At 42.0% G+C, this 18636-nt stretch carries 17 protein-coding genes; 1 reads left to right on the forward strand and 16 read right to left on the reverse strand.

The window, feature by feature from the left end; genetic code table 11:
- Window positions 1-171: 171 nt before the first annotated feature.
- The 7 genes from G631_RS0110350 to uxuA form a co-directional block, all read right to left on the reverse strand.
- Window positions 172-876 (reverse strand): sugar transferase, encoded by a 705-nt coding sequence (locus tag G631_RS0110350; protein WP_081671316.1) that lies wholly within the window; start codon window positions 874-876, stop codon window positions 172-174.
- Between the two features lie 262 nt (window positions 877-1138).
- Window positions 1139-1486, reverse strand: coding sequence for a type II toxin-antitoxin system HicB family antitoxin (locus G631_RS0110355; protein WP_026489381.1), 348 nt, complete (start codon window positions 1484-1486; stop codon window positions 1139-1141).
- Between the two features lie 413 nt (window positions 1487-1899).
- A complete protein-coding gene (locus G631_RS0110360; RefSeq protein WP_026489382.1) occupies window positions 1900-2937 on the reverse strand; it encodes an aldo/keto reductase in 1038 nt (345 codons plus the stop codon).
- Window positions 2938-3605: 668 nt separating this feature from the next.
- The gene (locus tag G631_RS0110365; protein WP_026489383.1) at window positions 3606-4631 is read right to left on the reverse strand and encodes a hypothetical protein; all 1026 of its coding nucleotides are present in this window, start codon (window positions 4629-4631) and stop codon (window positions 3606-3608) included.
- Between the two features lie 61 nt (window positions 4632-4692).
- The gene (locus tag G631_RS0110370; protein WP_026489384.1) at window positions 4693-4899 is read right to left on the reverse strand and encodes a hypothetical protein; all 207 of its coding nucleotides are present in this window, start codon (window positions 4897-4899) and stop codon (window positions 4693-4695) included.
- 247 nt (window positions 4900-5146) lie between these two features.
- Complete coding sequence (locus G631_RS0110375; RefSeq protein WP_026489385.1) at window positions 5147-6766, reverse strand: mannitol dehydrogenase family protein; 1620 nt, start codon at window positions 6764-6766, stop codon at window positions 5147-5149.
- Window positions 6767-6884: 118 nt separating this feature from the next.
- Window positions 6885-7961, reverse strand: coding sequence for a mannonate dehydratase (uxuA, locus tag G631_RS0110380; protein ID WP_026489386.1), 1077 nt, complete (start codon window positions 7959-7961; stop codon window positions 6885-6887).
- 315 nt (window positions 7962-8276) lie between these two features.
- Between uxuA and G631_RS0110385 the strand changes: the two genes are divergently transcribed.
- Window positions 8277-9248 (forward strand): AraC family transcriptional regulator, encoded by a 972-nt coding sequence (locus G631_RS0110385; RefSeq protein ID WP_026489387.1) that lies wholly within the window; start codon window positions 8277-8279, stop codon window positions 9246-9248.
- A gap of 49 nt (window positions 9249-9297) precedes the next feature.
- Here G631_RS0110385 and G631_RS0110390 read toward each other — a convergent pair whose 3' ends face one another.
- From G631_RS0110390 to G631_RS18855, 9 genes are all read right to left on the reverse strand, one after another.
- The gene (locus G631_RS0110390; protein WP_092061452.1) at window positions 9298-9588 is read right to left on the reverse strand and encodes a hypothetical protein; all 291 of its coding nucleotides are present in this window, start codon (window positions 9586-9588) and stop codon (window positions 9298-9300) included.
- Window positions 9569-10843 (reverse strand): class I SAM-dependent methyltransferase, encoded by a 1275-nt coding sequence (locus G631_RS0110395; RefSeq protein WP_035789648.1) that lies wholly within the window; start codon window positions 10841-10843, stop codon window positions 9569-9571. Before G631_RS0110395 ends, G631_RS0110390 begins: the two co-directional genes overlap by 20 nt.
- Before the next feature lie 23 nt (window positions 10844-10866).
- Window positions 10867-12663 carry an oligoendopeptidase F gene (gene pepF, locus G631_RS0110400; protein WP_026489390.1) on the reverse strand — a complete coding sequence of 599 codons (1797 nt, stop codon included), beginning with the start codon at window positions 12661-12663 and terminating at the stop codon, window positions 10867-10869.
- 104 nt (window positions 12664-12767) lie between these two features.
- Window positions 12768-13943: an iron-containing alcohol dehydrogenase gene (locus G631_RS0110405; protein ID WP_026489391.1), complete on the reverse strand. Its 1176-nt coding sequence runs from the start codon at window positions 13941-13943 to the stop codon at window positions 12768-12770.
- Between the two features lie 67 nt (window positions 13944-14010).
- Window positions 14011-15354: an ElyC/SanA/YdcF family protein gene (locus tag G631_RS20695; RefSeq protein ID WP_242829092.1), complete on the reverse strand. Its 1344-nt coding sequence runs from the start codon at window positions 15352-15354 to the stop codon at window positions 14011-14013.
- Window positions 15355-15526: 172 nt separating this feature from the next.
- Window positions 15527-16003 (reverse strand): Cys-tRNA(Pro) deacylase, encoded by a 477-nt coding sequence (ybaK, locus tag G631_RS0110415; protein ID WP_026489392.1) that lies wholly within the window; start codon window positions 16001-16003, stop codon window positions 15527-15529.
- Between the two features lie 147 nt (window positions 16004-16150).
- Window positions 16151-16966 (reverse strand): nitroreductase family protein, encoded by an 816-nt coding sequence (locus G631_RS0110420; protein ID WP_026489393.1) that lies wholly within the window; start codon window positions 16964-16966, stop codon window positions 16151-16153.
- A 41-nt stretch (window positions 16967-17007) separates the two neighbouring features.
- On the reverse strand, window positions 17008-17655 hold the full coding sequence (locus G631_RS20260) for a GNAT family N-acetyltransferase (RefSeq protein WP_026489394.1): 648 nt from the start codon (window positions 17653-17655) through the stop codon (window positions 17008-17010).
- Window positions 17656-17699: 44 nt separating this feature from the next.
- Complete coding sequence (locus G631_RS18855) at window positions 17700-18632, reverse strand: DUF2156 domain-containing protein (protein WP_035789650.1); 933 nt, start codon at window positions 18630-18632, stop codon at window positions 17700-17702.
- Window positions 18633-18636: the final 4 nt, after the last annotated feature.

Consider the following 18636-nt stretch of genomic DNA (forward strand, 5'->3'; position numbering starts at 1 on the left):
ACCGCTTGCTCAGAAAGAACAAGTAGTGAAAGGATATCATTTGCCAGAAAGGTTGTAAATGGCCTTAGAACAATCTTTAATAAATCTTAAGAAGTTTACTGTATTTCGAACAACATAGAAAAAGGGCAGCCAACTGGCTACCCTCTAATTCACTATTTCTTTTACCTATGATCAATATGCTCCATCCTTGCCAAATACAGCAGGAAATGTTCTGAAGATAAGTTCTATGTCCTTAAGAAGGCTCATATCCTCGATGTACTGAAGATCGAGTTGAACCCAGCGGTCCCATTTGATCTTGGCTCTGCCGCATACCTGCCAGTAGCAGGTAAGGCCTGGCTTTGCGATGAGGCGTTGCCTTTCGTAGGCATTGCACTCTTCCATCTGGTTGTAGAGAATAGGCCTTGGACCTACTATCGACATGTCACCTTTAATGATATTCAGAAGCTGAGGGAGCTCATCGATTGAGTATCTTCTGATAAATTTACCAACATGGGTAATTCTTGGGTCATTTTTAATCTTGAAAGCATGGCCTGTCTGCTCGTTCTGAGCCTGCATACGCTCAAACTGGGCTTCGGCATTTTTGTACATGCTACGGAATTTATAGATTTTGAAGGGCTTCATGTTCTGGCCTGCGCGAATCTGTGTAAAGAATACAGGGCCGCCATCTTCCAGCTCAATTGCAAGGGCTGTCAAAAGAAATATCGGGGAAAGTAATATCAATGCGATACTTGCAGCCACAATATCGAAGGCTCTTTTTGTCCACTTATAGATATTGGGCTTGTGGTCAAAGATTTCCTGATAATTAAGCTCAATTATCTTTCGTCCAACGACCGCATTGCTTAAAGATTCTGCCCTTAATGTTGCTGTTTTTGCCATATCATAACCCCCTCATAGGTTGTGAATGAGTCTCTAACAAATATATCGGCATATTGTATGAAAATTTAACAGTCAAAACTAAATTTGTTTGATTTTTTCTGAATTTCAGCAATTTTCAGGAAGTCAGTTGCATAAAAACTGCGCAATGTTCCATTTACATTTTATCAATAATACGATTATTCCACTAGTTAAATAATTATTAAATGAATATTTACGCATTATAAAAGCGTAGACTCTTTTGGAATCTACGCTCTTGCCATTCTTATAAAGCTTTTACTTTCAGCAGTTTTTCTTTTACCGCCTCTTCTATAAAGCTATTTAAAGATTGCTGCTGTGAAAATGCATATATAGCTGCTTGCCTATGGATATCACTTCCAATTCTAACATTCAGGCTCCCTTTGAATGCGACTTCCGGCTCTTTTCCTTCTTCTGCACATAATCGCAGATAATCATCTACTGCATCATGAAAATCCTGGACTAATTCATGTGCGTTTGAGCCTTCATATGATATCAATGACCGTATCCCCTGTACTTTTCCAAAGAAAACTTCGTCCTCTTCGGAAAATTCCACGCTTCCTACATACCCTTTATATAGCATTGTGTTTTTCATAGTAATCCCTCCTGCTCTAGCAAACTGATTACCTGTTTCATTTGATATACTTTCAATTCCTTCTGCGGATGAGGTTTATGCATGGTAATCTTGACAGCGCTAAAAGTCTGCCTAGTAGCTTATCTTTTTGACTCATTTCTTCTCCTTAAGTATATAATTTTCTAAACTATTTTGCAACTATTTTTAGTTGCATATCAAAGTGGGATTGCCAGCTAGTAAACTAAGCTGTGGGCAGAAGATTTTCGCCCCTGTGCCTGAAGGGCACAATGATTAGTCTATCAGGAAATTCTTAAGATTTACCATCGAAATTTATTAATGTTTTATGTATGTCAAAATTTTGATTTTTTATAATCGTAGTAAAAGCGTAGACTCTTTTGGAATCTACGCTTTTGCTAGTTTTATTATTCTGAAAATTATTTAACCTTCCTATTTCCCGCAAGCACTTCTCTATAGTCCTCAAGATTTTTCTTGAGGAGGTTAGGAATATCAAGCTCGTACGGGCACTTTGAGAGGCATGCGCCGCAGTGGATGCAGTCGTCAATCTTGTTCATCTCTGCCTGCCAGTAATCATTTAACCAGGAATCGCTTGGAGCGCGGCGGAGCATGAGGATCATGCGGTTGCACTGATTGATCTGGATGCCAACGCTGCAAGGCATGCAGTATCCGCAGCCGCGGCAAAAATCACCCATAAGGTCATTGCGCTCTGATTCGATAAATGCGCGGATTTCGTCATCCATAACCGGTGTGTTATCCATGTAGGAAAGCCACTCATCAAGTTCAGACTCTCTCTGGATTCCCCAGATTGGAACCAGGCCATCAAACTGAGAAGCAAAGGCCATAGCTGCCTTGGAGTTTGTGATAAGTCCGCCTGCAAGTCCTTTCATGCAGATAAAGCCTACGTTGTTCTTGTTACAAAGGTGGATAAGGTCTATTTCTTTTTCCGTAGCAAGGTAGCTCATAGGATACTGAACAGTTTCGTAGAGGCCAGACTCAGCAAGTTCAACGGCGACGCCGAGCTTATGCGCTGTACCGCCAATATGTCTTATCTTGCCCTGCTCCTTTGCCTGCTGCATACATTCGTACATGCCTGAGCCGTCGCCTGGTTTCCAGCACTGTCCCATAAGATGGAACTGATAGATATCAATATAATCTGTTTTCAGCTTTGCAAGTGAAGTTTCAAGATGCTGCCAGAATTCTTCTGGTGTCTTGGCTCCAGTTTTGGTAGCGATTATTATGTCTTCTCTTTTTACATAGCCATCTCCGAAGGCTGCGCCAAGCTTCTCCTCACTGTCGCTATATGCTCTTGCAGTGTCAAAAAATCTCATGCCTCCATCGTAAGCTTTTCTAAGTATCTTAACTGATTCCTCAAGGGAATCCCTCTGGATTGGAAGGGCTCCAAAACCGTTTTGGGGAACGCATATGCCGGTGCGTCCAAGTGTGACATTTTTCATGATGAAATCTCCTATGTCTATGAAAACTCCAAAAATGATTATTGGTGACAAATCGGTATCTCTTTTTTCATTGTAATGCATAGCGAGCAAATGTGGTAGTCCTGCATCATTATGATCATTTCTGTGATGCAGGGCGTACGATAATTCCAATTTTGCATCACTTGTCGCTGGGATTGTCATGCAAAACACTTGATTATTTTTATTCTGCATCACTTGTCGCTGAGAATGTCATGCAAATCACTTGATTATTCTTATTTTGCATCACTCGACGCCAGACTTGTCATACAAATCACTTGATTATTCTTAATTTGCATCACTTGACACTGAGATTGTCATGCAGAACACTTGATTATTCCAAATTTGCATCACTTGACGCCCGACTTGTCATGCAGAACACTTGATTATTCTTAATTTGCATCACTTGACACTGAGATTGTCATGCAGAACACTTGATTATTCCAAATTTGCATCACTTGACGCCAGACTTGTCATGCAGAACACTTGATTATTCTTAATTTGCATCACCTGCTGCCAGACTTATCATGCAGAACACTTGATTATTTTTATTCTGCATCACTTGACGCCGGACTTATCATGCAGAACACTTGATTATTCTTAATTTGCATCACCGGAAACAAGGCATATGCCACCCTGGATACATATCTTTTTTACATAGCCCTATTCTGAAAAGTCTGCTGAGTTCTAAGCTGGTTAACATATGTCTGATTCTGTGGTGTATAGCCAAGAAGTACCTCAGGGTTTCTAGCGCTTATAGTAGCAAAAATCTGATTCAGCACTTCTTCCTTGCCTCTTGCAGCTCCTGGCATATCAGCAATAGATACTGTTGAAAAATCTTTTTTCATAACCTTCATGTTGGTCAGGGTTGGCACCATATTTGTTCTCTGGTCATATCTGTATGCCCACAAAATATTGTTGTAAGGAACTATCTCCAGTCTGTTTCCAAGGCTCACTATGCAAGTAGAAGTCAGGAATACTCTACATTTCTTGATATATACAGTCTGTGGGCTATAAAGCTCATTGGTAATATACTGAGCCTGATACTCGCTAAGTCCATTTAAAGCTCTGTTGTAATGATAAAGTTCTAATCCTGCAGCTATTAGTAGTATCAAAGCAAAGATACCCACAAAGACTCCGCCGAGATATAGATTGCTGCTAAACTCTGTGCCTCCATTAGGATTAATGGCAACACCTGCAAAATAGGTATCAAAGTCTTCTCTGGTAATGATCTTATCAGGATCTGTTTCGCCTTCATTATAGGCTTCTATAGCGAATTTAATAGCATCTTCATCATCTATCTTTTCGATAACACCTACAAGATCATAATAGCCATCGCTATCTATGCCAGCTACTATTTCTTCATAGTTGCTTTCAACCGCTTTCATGATATAAATTTCATCACCGTCAGAAATAAAATAATAGCTGGGGCCTTCATCATAATATGCAAATTCATAGGGCTCTGTGGTGATTTCCACATATGCATAAATGTCATCTTCAAGTTTCTGTTCGTTATAAGCCTGTCCAAATGGGATAGCTTCATACATCTTATTTTGATTCCAGTAATAGCCTCCCACAAACATTGCAATTGTTACAGCTGTCAATATTGCGCCGATGATCACTCCGGCAAGTTTCCCGTTATAAGCCTTTTTAAAGGCTGGATGATCAATTTTATTCATTCTAGTTCCTCCCCAAAATATAATTCTTCCGAACCAAGTATCATCTTGGCTAAAATGATCTTCATTTTTTCTTGGACTGCAATTTTTCAGCGATGACGCATACTAAAATCATAATTCCAGCGAATATCAGTACTCCCCCTCGCATGGTAGCATAATATATTGGTTTTATTGATGTTTCAGCTGTTAATATTGCGATTATTCCAAGTATAATTGCCATTACAGCAAATACTACGTATAACCAATTGCTTTTCTTGTTTCCCTTTTTCATAATAAAGTCCTCCAATCGCACAAACGTTAAAAATATATCACGTTTCGTCCATCATATCAACAATACGCATCCGTTTTATGTTGCATGCTTAGGAAAAAAACAATCCCATGGCTTAACATTTGATCGAGTAAAAGACGGCTAGTCTTCCTACTCGTCTGCGAGCCGCTGGTCAGCTTAGCTGACATATTTCATATCAGCAGCTCTGCAAAATAAGCCATGGGATCTTTTCATATTTCTTTATGTTTGATTAGCCAACATATTTTTCAAGAGTCTTTCTAACTGCGCCAGTTCCTGCAATGAGCTCTACAAAGTAGCTGACAACTCTGTCTGCAAGGCCTACTTTTTCAAGGTCAACTCCAAAGATTGTTGCATCCTTAAGAAGCGGAAGAACCATAGCTTTGACTTTTGCCTCATCAGTTTCGCCAAGCTTTATATCTTTTACGAAGGCCTGAGCCTTTTCCAGAAGTGGATCTGGGCTTAGGTCAAAAGAGTTTCCGTTGTCATCAAGGCCCATAAGATAGCGGAGCCATCCTGCATAAACAAGAGGAATAAGCTTAAGATCCTGCACATCGAGCTTATCAGAAGCAGCATAAGCCTTAATTGTCTCGCCAAATCTGATCGGAAGCTTCTGTGAAGTGTCGCAGGCGATACGCTGTGGTGTATCTGGCATGAACACGTTAGGAATACGCACATTTACTACAGTGTCAATGAATTCCTGTGGTTTAATAACGCCAGGATCAGTAACAACAGGAAGTCCCTCAACGTAACCGATTGTCTTAACGAGTTTAACAAGTGTCTCGTCCTTCATTTCGTCAGAAATCTTGGTAAATCCAAGGATACATCCGTATACAGCCAGTGCTGTGTGAAGAGGATTAAGGCAGGTGCAAACCTTCATGCGCTCAACCTTATCCACAGTTTCTTTATCTGTAAAGATCACGCCTACCTTCTCAAGAGCTGGTCTTCCATTTGGGAACTTGTCCTCAATTACCAGATATTCGCTCTCCTCAGCGTTTACAAAAGGGGCAACCCAGGTCTTCATTGAGGTTACAACTGGCTCAAGCTCCTCAACACCGTCGTTTTTGAGGATTTCGTTAACGCTTTCGTCTGGTCTAGGTGTAATCTTGTCGATCATGGACCATGGGAAGGATACTAAAGACTCGTCCTCTATATATGACAGGAAGCCTCCATCTGCCTTGCCGTTTTCAGTCCATGCCTTGGCAAAAGAACTTACGGCAGCAAATAACTTATCCCCATTGTGGGAGCAGTTATCTGTGCTGACCATGGCAATTTTCTTTTTACCTGCAAGATATCTTGCATACAAAAGAGCTGAAACCTTACCGATGTAGCTCTGGGGTTTCTCCGGACCATTCTCAAAATCCGCTGCAACAGCTGGAAGGGTTTCCCCTGCGCCGTTTACAAGGCTGTAACCTTTCTCTGTGATGGTGAAGGTTGCAAGCTTTAGCGAATCTGCGGAAAAGATATCCTTAAGACGCGCAAACTCTTTTTCATTGTTAGAATCCAAAATGCAAGACTCTGCAATGCTCTCTACAACAGACTTTTCAACGTTTCCATCAGCCTTTAATGTAACAAGGATAGACAGATCGTCGTGTGGTCTGTACATCTTTTCAATGATTTCATAGTCAAAGCCCTCAACTACCGTTATTCCCTTGCTTGCAAAGCCTTCCTCAAGCATCCTCTGTGAAAGATTTGCCTGAAATGCTCTAAAGATGTTGCCCGCGCCAAAGTGCACCCACTCTGGATTTGCCTTGGTTTCTTCTATCATTTTATTTCTGTCAAAAGAAGGAACAAAATAGCCCTTCTCTTTCCAGGAATTATTGTTTTTTAAACTTTCATAATTGAGTTTCATTTTATAATATCCTCTTTTCGTTATTGAACTTATTCTCAGCGTTTCCCGCTTTTGCAGCGTACAAAGTAGGCGGCGTAATTAGCTGTTTTCCACCAGAATGCACTGGTTTATTCTTCTATCACACTCCGCGCTGATGTGATTTCTCAATAGCTTCCCAAAGTCCGTTGATGTATGTTGCACCAAGTGCTCTGTCATAAAGGCCATAGCCTGGCATAGCAACTTCGCCCCAGATCATTCTGCCGTGGTCAGGACGGATAGGGCCGTCAAAGCCTGTCTCATAAAGTGCCTTAACTATCTCGTACATATCAAAGGTTCCATCTGATGAAAGATGTGCTGACTCCTCGAAGTTTGTAGGAGAGATAAATCTAAGGTTTCTTACATGTGCAAAGTGGATTCTTCCTTCAAGGGCTCTGATCATGTGTGGAAGGTCGTTCTCAAGGCTTGTTCCATAAGAGCCTGAGCAGAATGTAACACCGTTGTGTACATCATCAACAGCCTTCATAAGCTTAAGGATATTCTTTTCGTTGTTGATGATCCTTGGAAGTCCGAATACTGACCATGCAGGATCATCTGGATGAATAGCCATCTTGATATCATATTTATTACAAACTGGCATGATTGCCTTGAGAAAATAAACGATATTCTCAAAGAGCTTGTCCTCGTCGATTCCTTTATAGATTTCAAAAAGCTCTTTTACATGAGCCATTCTCTCTGGCTCCCAACCTGGCATTACAGTTCCGTTTGTGTCGCCAGAAAGTGATTCGAACATTTTCTCAGGATTGATGGCATCAACTGCTTCCTGTGTGTAGGCAAGTACTGTTGAGCCGTCAGCTCTTTTCCTTGCAAGTTCTGTTCTGGTCCAGTCAAATACTGGCATGAAGTTGTAGCACACCATGTGGATATCTTCCTTACCAAGATTTTCCAGGGTGTCAATGTAGTTCTGGATGTGCTCATCTCTGTCTGCTGTTGCAGCCTTGATAGCATCAGATACGTTTACAGACTCGATACCTGCGATGTGCATATCCTCTGCAGCTACATCTGCCTTGAGGGCCTTGATTTCGTCCTGAGTCCAGAGCTCGCCTGCCTGTTTATTATAAAGAGTTGTGATAACTCCCTTTACTCCTGGGATTTGTCTGATCTGCCATAGTTTTACTGTGTCGTACTCTTTGCCGTACCAGCGAAGTGTCATTTCCATGTGATTGTTCTCCTTTTGTGCATAACTGCTATTGTCCCCCACAGACCTGTTTCTTCTGTAGCTTTGTAGTTGCAGAAGTGCTTGTCGTTAGCATATTTCTTTTTCAATAACACTTTACTTTTTTAGGGAGGGATTTGGAATTGACGGTCTTGTTTCTTATATTGCAAAAGTTGCGGTGCGCAGATATAATTATGGCTGTAGTTTTCCTGCAGGACACCTATAAAAACATGGGTTTCTACGATTTTATATGCTTTTAAGGCAGCTATAACTACAAATGTTACTCCAACTAGTCCACAACCAGAAGGATCACAAGATATGAAAAACAAGCTTCGCTCATCTTTTAACTCCAGACAGTACATGCTTTCCTCTGACTTTGAGGTGTACTACTACTCTGACAAGAATTTCCGAACACTTCAGCCACATGCCCACGATTACTATGAATGTTACCTCTTTCTAGAAGGGGATGTGACCATGGAAATATTTGGAAATCGCAATTTGGCTAAGGATGAAGATAATTCCGGAAAAGAAAGTGCTGCCTCCAGAAAGGGGCAAGATGATTTCCACAATTCATCAAAAGTCCAGCAATACAAAATGACCCCGGGGGATCTGATGATAGTTCCTCCAGGGGTTTCGCACCATGCTATAATGCACGAATCAGATGAATACTATAGACGATTTGTCTTTTGGATCAGCAAGGACTGCTGCAATAGTCTTATAAAAGAATCTGTTGATTACATGTACCTTATGCAGAGAGCGGAAGCCTTCAAGAAATACATCTATCATCTGGCTCCTGCTCAGTTTCATCAGGTGGAATCTAAGTTTCTGCGTCTCTTAGAAGAGACAAGTCAGGACCGTTATGCCAGCGATGCATTTCGTCATATCTGTCTTTGTGACCTAATCCTGACTATCAATCGCATAATCTACGATGAAGATCACAATAATGCTGGCAGCGATGAACTGACTCTTTTCCAGAATATCCTAAGCTACGTAGAAAATAACCTTGAAGAAAGCCTTAGCCTCGATGATGTAGCTGGGCAGTTTTTTGTCAGCAAGTATTATGTTGCACACCTGTTCAAAGATACTCTGGGCATCTCGCTTCATCAGTACATAATAAAAAAGAGGCTTTCAGAGTGCCGTGATGCCATAATAAGTGGAAAGGGCATCACCAGCACGTATGAGCGCTTTGGTTTCCGCGACTACTCTAGCTTTTTCAAAGCCTTCAAAAAAGTATACGGTATGTCTCCCAAAGAATACCAGAATATTTACATGAATAAGCTCCCTACATGAATGAGTTTCCGCTGATCAAGCACTCTGACATCTGCTCAGAGCGTCACATTCAGCCCTGAAGGCCATTGGACTGTCTGATCATATCTTCTACAACGATGTCGTAGATCTCACCAACTGTATTGCAGTATTCAAGCACCTTCCAGGGCTCGTTGGTATGGAAGTGGATCTTAACAAGATCCTCATCTCCTGCTGCAATAAGTGAATTGCCCTCGAAATTCTCTGTGATGTAATCTGAAATCTCGTCCTCATCAAGATCCTTGTCTCTGCGATCTATGAGAAGCTGAGTATCATAGCGATACGCAAACTGATCGTCCTCTGCATCAATACTGTTTACTGCCATTGTTTTGTCCTCCATTCTTTTCAATTAGCAAGTTATATAAAGTCTGTTCTGTGTGGAATTCCTTCATAAGGCTTTCCACTTCATCAAGGGCCTTTTGTCTTGCGCCCTTGGCGCCCATTGGCTTCTTGACGGCCCTTATCAGGATGTTCTTGGGAGTATGGGCGAAGTCTACAAACTCAAGAAGCTGCGTTCTGTAGCCCATATATTCCAGAAGATTTCCTCTTATGGCATCTGTAGCCAGGGCTGCAAATCTTTCTTTTATTATTCCATACCTGGTCAAAAGAGCTAGATCATCGCTTTCTATCTGCTTGTTAATCTCATGCTGACAACAAGGCACGGAAAAGATCATCCTGGCATTCCACTGCACTGCGTTATACAGGGCGTAATCGGTGGCTGTATCGCAGGCGTGGAGCGTAATTACCATATCCACATCAAATGGTGCCTTATAACCATTGATATCCCCAAGCTCAAAATGCAGATTCTCATAGCCGTACTTCTGAGCAGCCTGATTACACTTTTTTATCACATCTGCCTTAAGGTCAAGACCTATAATGTTGGCGGTAATGCCCTTTATCTCAGTCAGATAATAGTACACCACAAAGGTAAGGTATGACTTGCCGCAGCCAAAGTCTATGACGTTTAAATGCTGAAGCTTCCCGCTGTCTATCTCATCATCAAGAATTTCCAAAAAGCGGTTTATCTGCCTGAACTTGTCATACATGGACTTTACGACCTTGCCATCTTTGGTAAAGACGCCCATATCGACAAGCGGAGGGACATCTGAACCCTCGCTGATGATATAGTTCTTTTGCCTGTTATGGGAAGAACTGGTCTGGACCTTTTCCTCTGCCTTCAGGGCTCTGCGCTTGGTGCTAAGTTCGCCCTTTTTAGACAAAAGAAATATGTATTCATAATTATCAGTCCAAAGGCTCATCTGCCTCATCTCAAGGTCAGTTATGATTCCTTCAATCCGGCCTGCAAGGTCAGATGCGCTCACATTCTCGTGAAAGACCTGCTTCTGAGTGTACTTGGAAATCTGATAACTGCAGTTTTCGACAGACTTTTCGCTGCAACAGGAAGCATTGGTATTTCCTGATGTTCCAGTCTTGGCAGCTTCAGCATTCTTGCCGTCCTTGCCTGCAATCATCTGGATATCTATTTTCCTGTACTCAGATGATTTTGACTTGGGCTTACTGATTATTCCCCTTAGAATAACCTCTTCTTCAATTATCTTTTCTATTTTTTCTCTTATCACTACTTACAATCCTATTCCTTAAATCAAGACAGGGCCTCTATCTCGTCAATGATGCTGCCGATGTAGTCGATGGTATCTAGAAGAGCTGCATCAGTTGTTACATCAACGCCTGCCATCTTGGCAAACTCAACAGGAGTTACGCTTCCGCCAGCTTTAAGAGTCTTTTTCCAGTCATCTACTGCGCTCTGGCCTTCACGTCTGATTCTCTTCATGACCTGAGTTGCAATTGTAAGGCTTGCGCTGTAGCTGTAAGAATAAAGTCCCATGTAGTAATGTGGCTGGCGCATCCAGGTAAGTTCACAGCCTTCTGTAAGCTCAACTTCATCGCCCCAGAATTTCTGCAGAACACCCTTAAAGATCTCATTTAAAGTTTCAGCAGGAACTGACTCGCCCTTATCAACACGCTTGTACACTTCTCTCTGATAAGCAGCCTCTAAAAGGTGGGTTACAAAGTTGTGGTAGTAGGTATTTGAAATCTGAGAAGCAAGTACCCATCTGCGGAAGCGCTTATCCTCTGTATTCTTGTCCTTGAGATACTCAGCCATGAGAAGCTCATTTATTGTAGAAGGAGCCTCAACCACGTACTGTGAGCATTCGTTGTCAAAATAGCTCTGATGCTGCTGGCAGTTGTAGAAATGTCCAGCGTGTCCCAGCTCGTGAGCAAGGGTAAAGACATCACTCATTCTCTCATTCCAGGATAAAAGAATATATGACCCCTTCTGGTATGGGCTTGCACAGAAACCACCTGTTGATTTACCAACGTTCTGGGCAAAATCAATCCATCTCTCGTCGTAAGCTCTTTTAAGCATTTCCTGATACTCTGGGCCCATTATTGAGAGTCCGTCAAGAATATACTCCTTTGATTTCTCAATAGTAACCTTTGGGTTGTATTCTGGATCAAGAGGAAGCTTAAGGTCTGCGTAGGTCATCTTATCAAGGTTATGCGCTTTCTTGATAAGTCTTGCATATTTCCTCATGTGTGGAGCAAGCTTTTCCATGATAAGGTCAATCTGACGATCGTACATTTCCCTTGTAACCTTCTGGGAAAAGAGAAGGTGATCAAATACACTGTCAAAGTGTCTTATCTCAGAAAGTATCTTCTCAGAACGAACTCTTGCGCCGTACTGAGCTGCTGTAGTGTACATGTAGTCTCTTAATTTCTCAGAGAAAGCCTTAAATGCAGCTCTTCTGACTGCTGTGTCCTCTTCATATTCATAGTCATCCTCAAAAAGAGAATAGCCAAGCGGATATTTTTTTCCATTGACCTCAAAGTCAGGGAATTTCATGTCTGCAAGCTTGGTCTGCTCGTACATCTGATAAGGAGCGCTTGTTACCTCCTGCATTGAAACAAGAGTAGCCTCTGTCTCTGCACTCAGCATGTGTGGTTTAAATCTAAGAACGTCCTCAAGATAGTTCTTTGAGATAGTAGCGGTATCAATAGCCTCTTTTATCACATTTTCAGGAGCCTGAGCTATTTCACTGTCGATAAAAGAAAGCCTTGCAAGCTCCTTCATGTACTCACCAATTACAAATGCATCTGTCCTGGCATTTTCTGCGTCTGTATAATCCACTGAAAGATTGAGATTTGAGTAATTTGATACGTGATCTACCATGATCAGAAAATCATTGTACTTTGAAAGGCACTCATTTATTGTCTTACTGTCAGTGAGCTTTCCTTTGTAGTTTTTCTCAATCTCTGCGCTAAGGCTCTTTAGAGCATCAAGCCCTGCTTTCATATCTTCTTTTGTCTTATAAATTCTGGAAGTATCCCACTTTAAATTCTCTGGTACTTCACTTCTTTTCTTTAATGTCTCTGCCATCTGGTCTCTCCATTCGTCTCATGTTCTATTATCAAAAGAATTGACTCCTGCAGCATACACTGTATGAGCATTGTTCAGCACTCATATCTGTTTGCGCCGCAATATCATCCCAGTGCATCCCTGTAGATCTTCTCTACCGCTGCCGCATCAAGTGGTCTGATACGGGATAATTTTACAGTATCATTCATTGTAGCATCAAGTGAAAGAGCCTTCAAATCCTCATCAGTAGGGTTAACACCCAGCTCTTTAATGCTTGTTGGCATCCCAATTGATCTAAAGAAATCAACAGTCTTCTCAATACCTTCAAGAGCAGCCTTTGTGTCATCTTCTTCTGTTACATTCCAGACCTTTCTGGCAAATCTTGCAAATCGGTCTGTAGCGCCCAGGTAAAGCTCTTTTGCCCAAGAGCCCCAGACAGCTGAAAGTGAAGCTCCGTGAGTTGAGTCATAGCGGGCTGACAGCGCATGTCCCAGCTTGTGAACTGAAAAGTCCTTGCCGCGGCCAACCTCTGTAAGGTTGTTGTGGGAAAGACTTGATGCCCAGAATACTTCACACATTGCATCGTAGTCTGAAGGGTTTTCCACAATTATCTTTCCGTTCTTTATCACAGTGCGAAGAAGTCCTTCTGCAATCTCATCTGTCATGTCGCACTTGATTCCCGGAATAAAGTACCTCTCCATGGTGTGCATGCAAATATCTGTAACGCCTGCTGATAACTGGTTCTTTGGAAGTGTCATGCCAAGCTCAGGATTAACTATTGCAAATCTGCAGCGGTTAAAATCAGTGTTGATACCGGCTTTTTTGCCAATTGCTTCGTTGGTGAGGACTGCAGAATCGCTCATCTCGCTTCCTGCAGCGGCAATTGTAAGAACTGCGCCCACTGGAAGAGACTTTGTAAGGGGCACCTTTTTAGTCCAAAGTTCCCACAGGTTCTGGTCCTTGTTGGCTGTTCCGTGGGCAATTGCTTTGGCAGTATCTATGGCGCTTCCGCCGCCAATACCAATTATTATATCTGCTCCAAACAAAAGAGCTTCCTTTATTCCTTCCTCTGCATGAGCAAGAGTTGGATTTGGCTTGGCTCCGCCAAATTCCTTGTATTCAAGGCCTGCTGCCGCAAGAGATTTCTCTACTCTTTCAAGGAGTCCGCTTTTAATTACGCTACCTTTTCCAAAAACAAGAAGCGCTTTCCTGCCATATTTAGCTGCAGTTTCTCCGGTATTTTCCTCAACGCCTCGTCCGAAAACCACTTCTGTTGGTGTATAAAGTTTGAAGTTTTCCATCTCCTGTTCCTTTCTTTTATTACTTTGCTAATTTCACACGATAAAATTTCGCCTCTGTAACCATCTTTTACAGCTTATATTTCACATAAAATTCCATCATTCCGAAGAACTCTCTGACGCAGTAGTGTATACCCACTGGGAAAAGAGTTCGTGCAGGAACTGAGTACACATTTTTGTAGCCGACCTCTCTGGCAATTGACATAGCGCGAAGTTCATGGAAACCATTAGTCACAATTCCTACAGATGCATCAGCATCGCCTATTATCTCAAGGCTGAACTTGAGATTCTGCTCTGTGTCAGCTGACTGGTCCTCCAAGATAATGCGGCTCTCATCAATCCCATAAACTTCTGATAGCCTGCGCTTTGCAGCCTCTGCTTCACTGATATCCTCATGTCTTCCCTGTCCGCCAGAAGCCACAGCCTGTGTGCCTTCATTTTCATTAAGGTACTCTGCTGCCTTCTCAATTCTTGCTTTAAAAGGATTTGAAGGCTCAGTTCCACGAAGTCCCGCTCCAAGAACAATGATATAATCAAGGTTCTCCTGTGGTTTTGCCGTCATGGCACCAATTATCCTTACCTCAGTAACAATGAATATTCCAAGGCAAAGTGCAAATACTACCCTGTATATCCATTTAAGTGCCGCAGGAATCTTTATCTTTTCCCGGCCCTGGAGCCTAGCCTTTATCATCCCTACTCTGGCAAAAGAAAAAACGGCTATGAGGATCCATATCCAAACCCAGGAGAGCTTCGGGCCTCCGCCATAGGCAAGGCAGGTAAAGAAATACAGAACTGACCACACTCCCAGAACAAAGTACAGGTAAAGGCTGATCTTGGAAAATGCAATGCCCGCCTTACTCATATGCCTTGCAGTGGAATTAGCATCATCACTACCAATATTTTCCATTGGTCTTGTCAGTTTCCCAAGTCCCGCATATCTGCTAGTCTTATCTTTATATGTCCTATAGTCTTCTCCGTAAACTTCCTCAAGGAATTTTTCCTCCTGAAGGATCTGCAGATGAAGCATCAATATAGCCCAGACAGTTACTGCGCATAGGACTGGATTACCAAACATAAGTAGTATTCCAAGGTACACAAGATCAAACCCTAAAAATGCAGGATTCCTGGAATACTTGTAAATGCCTGCGGTAATGAGATTTCTTTTGCCTGTATCTGTCTTGGCAACTCCCGCTCTCCAGCTGTCCTTCATGGTCCAGACAGCCATCAGGAACACAAGGTCCCCAAGGAATGCCAAATGCATGCCAATTACCCTGAACATGATGGTGAACATGCTCCTGCCATAGGCTATTGAGATAACCTCTGTAATAGGTGCTGCGATTGTAGCAATCTTCATCACGGCTTCGATGTAAAAGCCCCTGTCGTGAACCTTACTTTTGGCTATCTGATTAGTCACTATGCCCTTTTGCCTCTGCAAAAGCATCTTGGCGAAGTAAATTAAATAAAAAACAGCAATGAAAAATAAAGCAATTAAGCGATAAGTCATTTTCTAGTACAATTCTCCCGTCTTTTTCATACCATTACTGGCTTGTGATCATGCGATAGGAAGCGTCAGCTCCGCATGGGGCTCAGCTCACTATGTCTGCGAAAGTAGCCCTTATAAGAGAAACAATATCACCTGGTGCTACTTCTATCTGATAACCAACCTTGCCGCCGCTGACAAAGATTTTCTCATAGCCCTCTGCTGTCTCATGTATAAATGTGGGAAACTGCTTTTTCATGCCAATTGGAGAGCATCCGCCGTGTACATAGCCTGTAAGGGGCAGTAGCTCTTTTTGCTTTATCATGCTGACAGCCTTCTCGCCTGCTGCCTTGGCAGCTTTCTTAAGATCAAGTTCTGCCTGTACCGGAACTACGAATACATAGTAGGCCCCGCTCTTGCCCTGGGTTACAAGGGTCTTGAACACTTTCTTAGCATCCTCTCCTAGTATCCCTGCTATTTCTTCACCAGTAAGTGTTGCGTCCTGCTCATATGTATGGCTCTCATACTGTATTTTCTTGCCATCAAGGACACGCATCACATTCGTTTTTTCTTCTTTCTTCATCTCTTTTGCTCCAATTTCTCTGTATCTTACTGTCTTAGAGTATCACGTTTTGGGAAAAGAAAAAAGAAAAAGCCAGACAGTGCGAACTATCTCCGCAATGTCTGACTAAAGATGAACCGTTGACTCCGTCCCTAGTACCATTTTGGCTTAGAACGTATATGTTGCTACGTACTCAGTCTGCTCTGGAAGTGCAAGACCAGGGTCTTCTACAGAAAAGACTGGCTTTCTTCCTTCTTCTGTTAACTGGGTTTCAAAGTGGTATAGTGCTATTCCAATATCTATCTTCTGAAGGTCATAGTCAGGAGTCTGAAATCCCTTGTCCTTCTTTTCAAAGAAGTGCGCCTTGTTTCCATCAATGACGATTCTCCAGGGCTGCTTGTTAACTGCAGATGGTGCAAGTCTTACTACTTCAAGGTCGTCAAAAAGGCCATGGCTCTTAGCATAGCTTTCTGTCATTGGAGTGTCGAAACTTCCAACATAGAAGAGCTCTTCGAATTTGTATCTTGTATCTGCCTTTACACCTTTTCTCACAAGAGTCTCTTTTACAGTCATCTTTTTAGCTGGGGTTCCAAGAGGGCTCATGCATGGCATGATCTCGCCATCTGTAAGGCCTGAAGCCTGCTCAAACTTATCTCTTGGCATTGTTCCGCCAATCCATACATTGCCAAGTCCCAGCTCCTGAGCCTTCATAAGAAGCTTTTCAAAGCTGTAGCCGTAAGCTTCTTCTGCGTGCTCCTTCTTGGTTGTTACGGCGCTGACATAGCATTTTTCACCAGAAAGAACAGGGCTTGAAAGCTTGTTCTTATCTGCATCAAGAAATACAAATCTAACGTCAACACCATAGGGGTTTGTTATGTCCTTGGCATAGCTTACCAGTGCCTCAAGGTCTTCTTTTTTAGGAGCTGAGCCATCAAAAGTTCTGACGCTTCTGCGCTCTTTTACAAGGTTTAAAAAGTTACTCATTGTTTTTCCTCCACTTAGTCAAATCCCACAAGGATTATTATTCACACTTCTTCGCATATATAGATTTTCTTTTCCCTTAGCCATGAAAGTGCATTTTTCTCATCAGTAAAATCAGTGCCTGCTGCCTTATTAAAGGCCTCAAGGTCAGTAATTTTGGCCATTATCACAGGATTATCAGGGAGAACTTCTCCGCTACCTAGCTTTCTTAGTTCATCCTCTCTTTTCATCCTGCGAAGGTAGGCCTCATCTCTTATGCAGTAAACGTCATTCTGAGACTTTATCCTGTTATAGTCTGTTTCTTTTTCCTCCGAAAAATCGCATATCTTTTCAAATCCCATCCAGGAATAAATAGACTCATCCACAGGCAAAAGAAATACAAATGGAATATGTTCCTTTTGTAAAAGCTCAAAGGTCTTTTCAAAGACTCTACTCATGTGGCCCTTATGGCGCTCATTTTCAGTGGTAGCCACGGCGACAATGTAGTAGCTTTGTACAACACTCCTACACATGTTCATCTTATAGGGATTAAGATGCAGCATAGATACTATTTTGCCGTCCTCAAGGCTGACGATAATCCTGTTATCAAGGCATTTTTCTTCATAGTAGTAATCAACAAATACCTTGGGATCGTCGAAGGCTTCCTCATAGAGGGGCCTCGTTTTTTCTTTATCCGTAAGTTCTATTATCATAAGATAACCGCCTATTTATATCTGACATAGGTTAGTAAAATCCATTACATGCTGTCAGCTTTTTCAATAACCCTATATTTTCTGGCATAACCTACAGGGTTATAGCTCTCTTTAGCGTGTCTAAGTCCCTCCAGACCCATGTCGTCTTCTCTGTTGACAATCCTGGCATCTTCATAGGAATTTAAAAGAAACTGCTGATTTATGACCTGATATATTCCAGGTATTTCTGAGTTGGCTTTTTCAATACTGATAACTGCCATCTGCTCTCTACTGTTGTATGAACCTATCGTGAAGGCTTCCAGCATCTCATCTATGAAAAGACCGCCAACTCTGAAGGTTACCTTGTCACAGTTTCTAAGGATGTCTATTACTCCGTCTTTCTCTACGATAAGCGTATCCTTACTGTCCACGCCCTCTGAAAGTCTTATTTCAACCCATTTTTCCATGAATTTTTCAAGGAAGTATTCGTCCATACAGCACAGGGTCTTGTATTCCCATCTGCCTTCATATTCCTTCATGAATTTGTTCACCAGGTTTCGTTTTTTCTGGAATTTCTTGCCTGCAAGGGTTCTAAGTTCCTGTGCATCGTAGAGGTAGTCCTTGAAATCAGTTTCCTCCTCTATTACAAAATCCGGATCATCCATAAGTCCCAATGCATTCAGGGCATCTTCATCAGCAAGGTCTATCCTTAGCGGTGCATTTAATTCTTCATTGAAGTAACTTCTAAGGAGTTTGAAATACTTAGGAAGATCTTCCGCACTACAATAGGGCATTGCTGCAAAATAGCCTTTTTCATCCTTCATAAGGATAAGAGCTGCCTCTTCCTCAAGATAAACCTTTGTATCATAAAGGTCTTTCCAAATATATGTATCTAAAACCGTGCTATCGCAGGTCTTATTGTCCCTAAGGGCATAAATTCTTGATAGCTCTGCTGCTTCTTCAAATACTGGTTTGTGGAAAACAAGTTTTTTATCCATAATA

It is taken from the genome of Butyrivibrio sp. XBB1001, from assembly GCF_000424505.1.
Classification (GTDB): Bacteria; Bacillota; Clostridia; order Lachnospirales; family Lachnospiraceae; genus Butyrivibrio.

Bases quoted from the DNA above. Each gene is read 5' to 3' on its own strand.
- ybaK (WP_026489392.1), bottom strand. From the start codon at position 16,003: ATGAAGAAAGAAGAAAAAACGAATGTGATGCGTGTCCTTGATGGCAAG.
- G631_RS18855 (WP_035789650.1), bottom strand. From the start codon at position 18,632: ATGGATAAAAAACTTGTTTTCCACAAACCAGTATTTGAAGAAGCAGCA.
- G631_RS0110355 (WP_026489381.1), bottom strand. From the start codon at position 1,486: ATGAAAAACACAATGCTATATAAAGGGTATGTAGGAAGCGTGGAATTT.
- G631_RS0110390 (WP_092061452.1), bottom strand. From the start codon at position 9,588: ATGGCAGTAAACAGTATTGATGCAGAGGACGATCAGTTTGCGTATCGC.
- G631_RS0110405 (WP_026489391.1), bottom strand. From the start codon at position 13,943: ATGGAAAACTTCAAACTTTATACACCAACAGAAGTGGTTTTCGGACGA.
- pepF (WP_026489390.1), bottom strand. From the start codon at position 12,663: ATGGCAGAGACATTAAAGAAAAGAAGTGAAGTACCAGAGAATTTAAAG.
- G631_RS0110420 (WP_026489393.1), bottom strand. From the start codon at position 16,966: ATGAGTAACTTTTTAAACCTTGTAAAAGAGCGCAGAAGCGTCAGAACT.
- G631_RS0110360 (WP_026489382.1), bottom strand. From the start codon at position 2,937: ATGAAAAATGTCACACTTGGACGCACCGGCATATGCGTTCCCCAAAAC.
- G631_RS20260 (WP_026489394.1), bottom strand. From the start codon at position 17,655: ATGATAATAGAACTTACGGATAAAGAAAAAACGAGGCCCCTCTATGAG.
- G631_RS0110365 (WP_026489383.1), bottom strand. From the start codon at position 4,631: ATGAATAAAATTGATCATCCAGCCTTTAAAAAGGCTTATAACGGGAAA.
- G631_RS0110375 (WP_026489385.1), bottom strand. From the start codon at position 6,766: ATGAAACTCAATTATGAAAGTTTAAAAAACAATAATTCCTGGAAAGAG.
- G631_RS0110385 (WP_026489387.1), top strand. From the start codon at position 8,277: ATGAAAAACAAGCTTCGCTCATCTTTTAACTCCAGACAGTACATGCTT.
- uxuA (WP_026489386.1), bottom strand. From the start codon at position 7,961: ATGGAAATGACACTTCGCTGGTACGGCAAAGAGTACGACACAGTAAAA.
- G631_RS0110370 (WP_026489384.1), bottom strand. From the start codon at position 4,899: ATGAAAAAGGGAAACAAGAAAAGCAATTGGTTATACGTAGTATTTGCT.
- G631_RS0110350 (WP_081671316.1), bottom strand. From the start codon at position 876: ATGGCAAAAACAGCAACATTAAGGGCAGAATCTTTAAGCAATGCGGTC.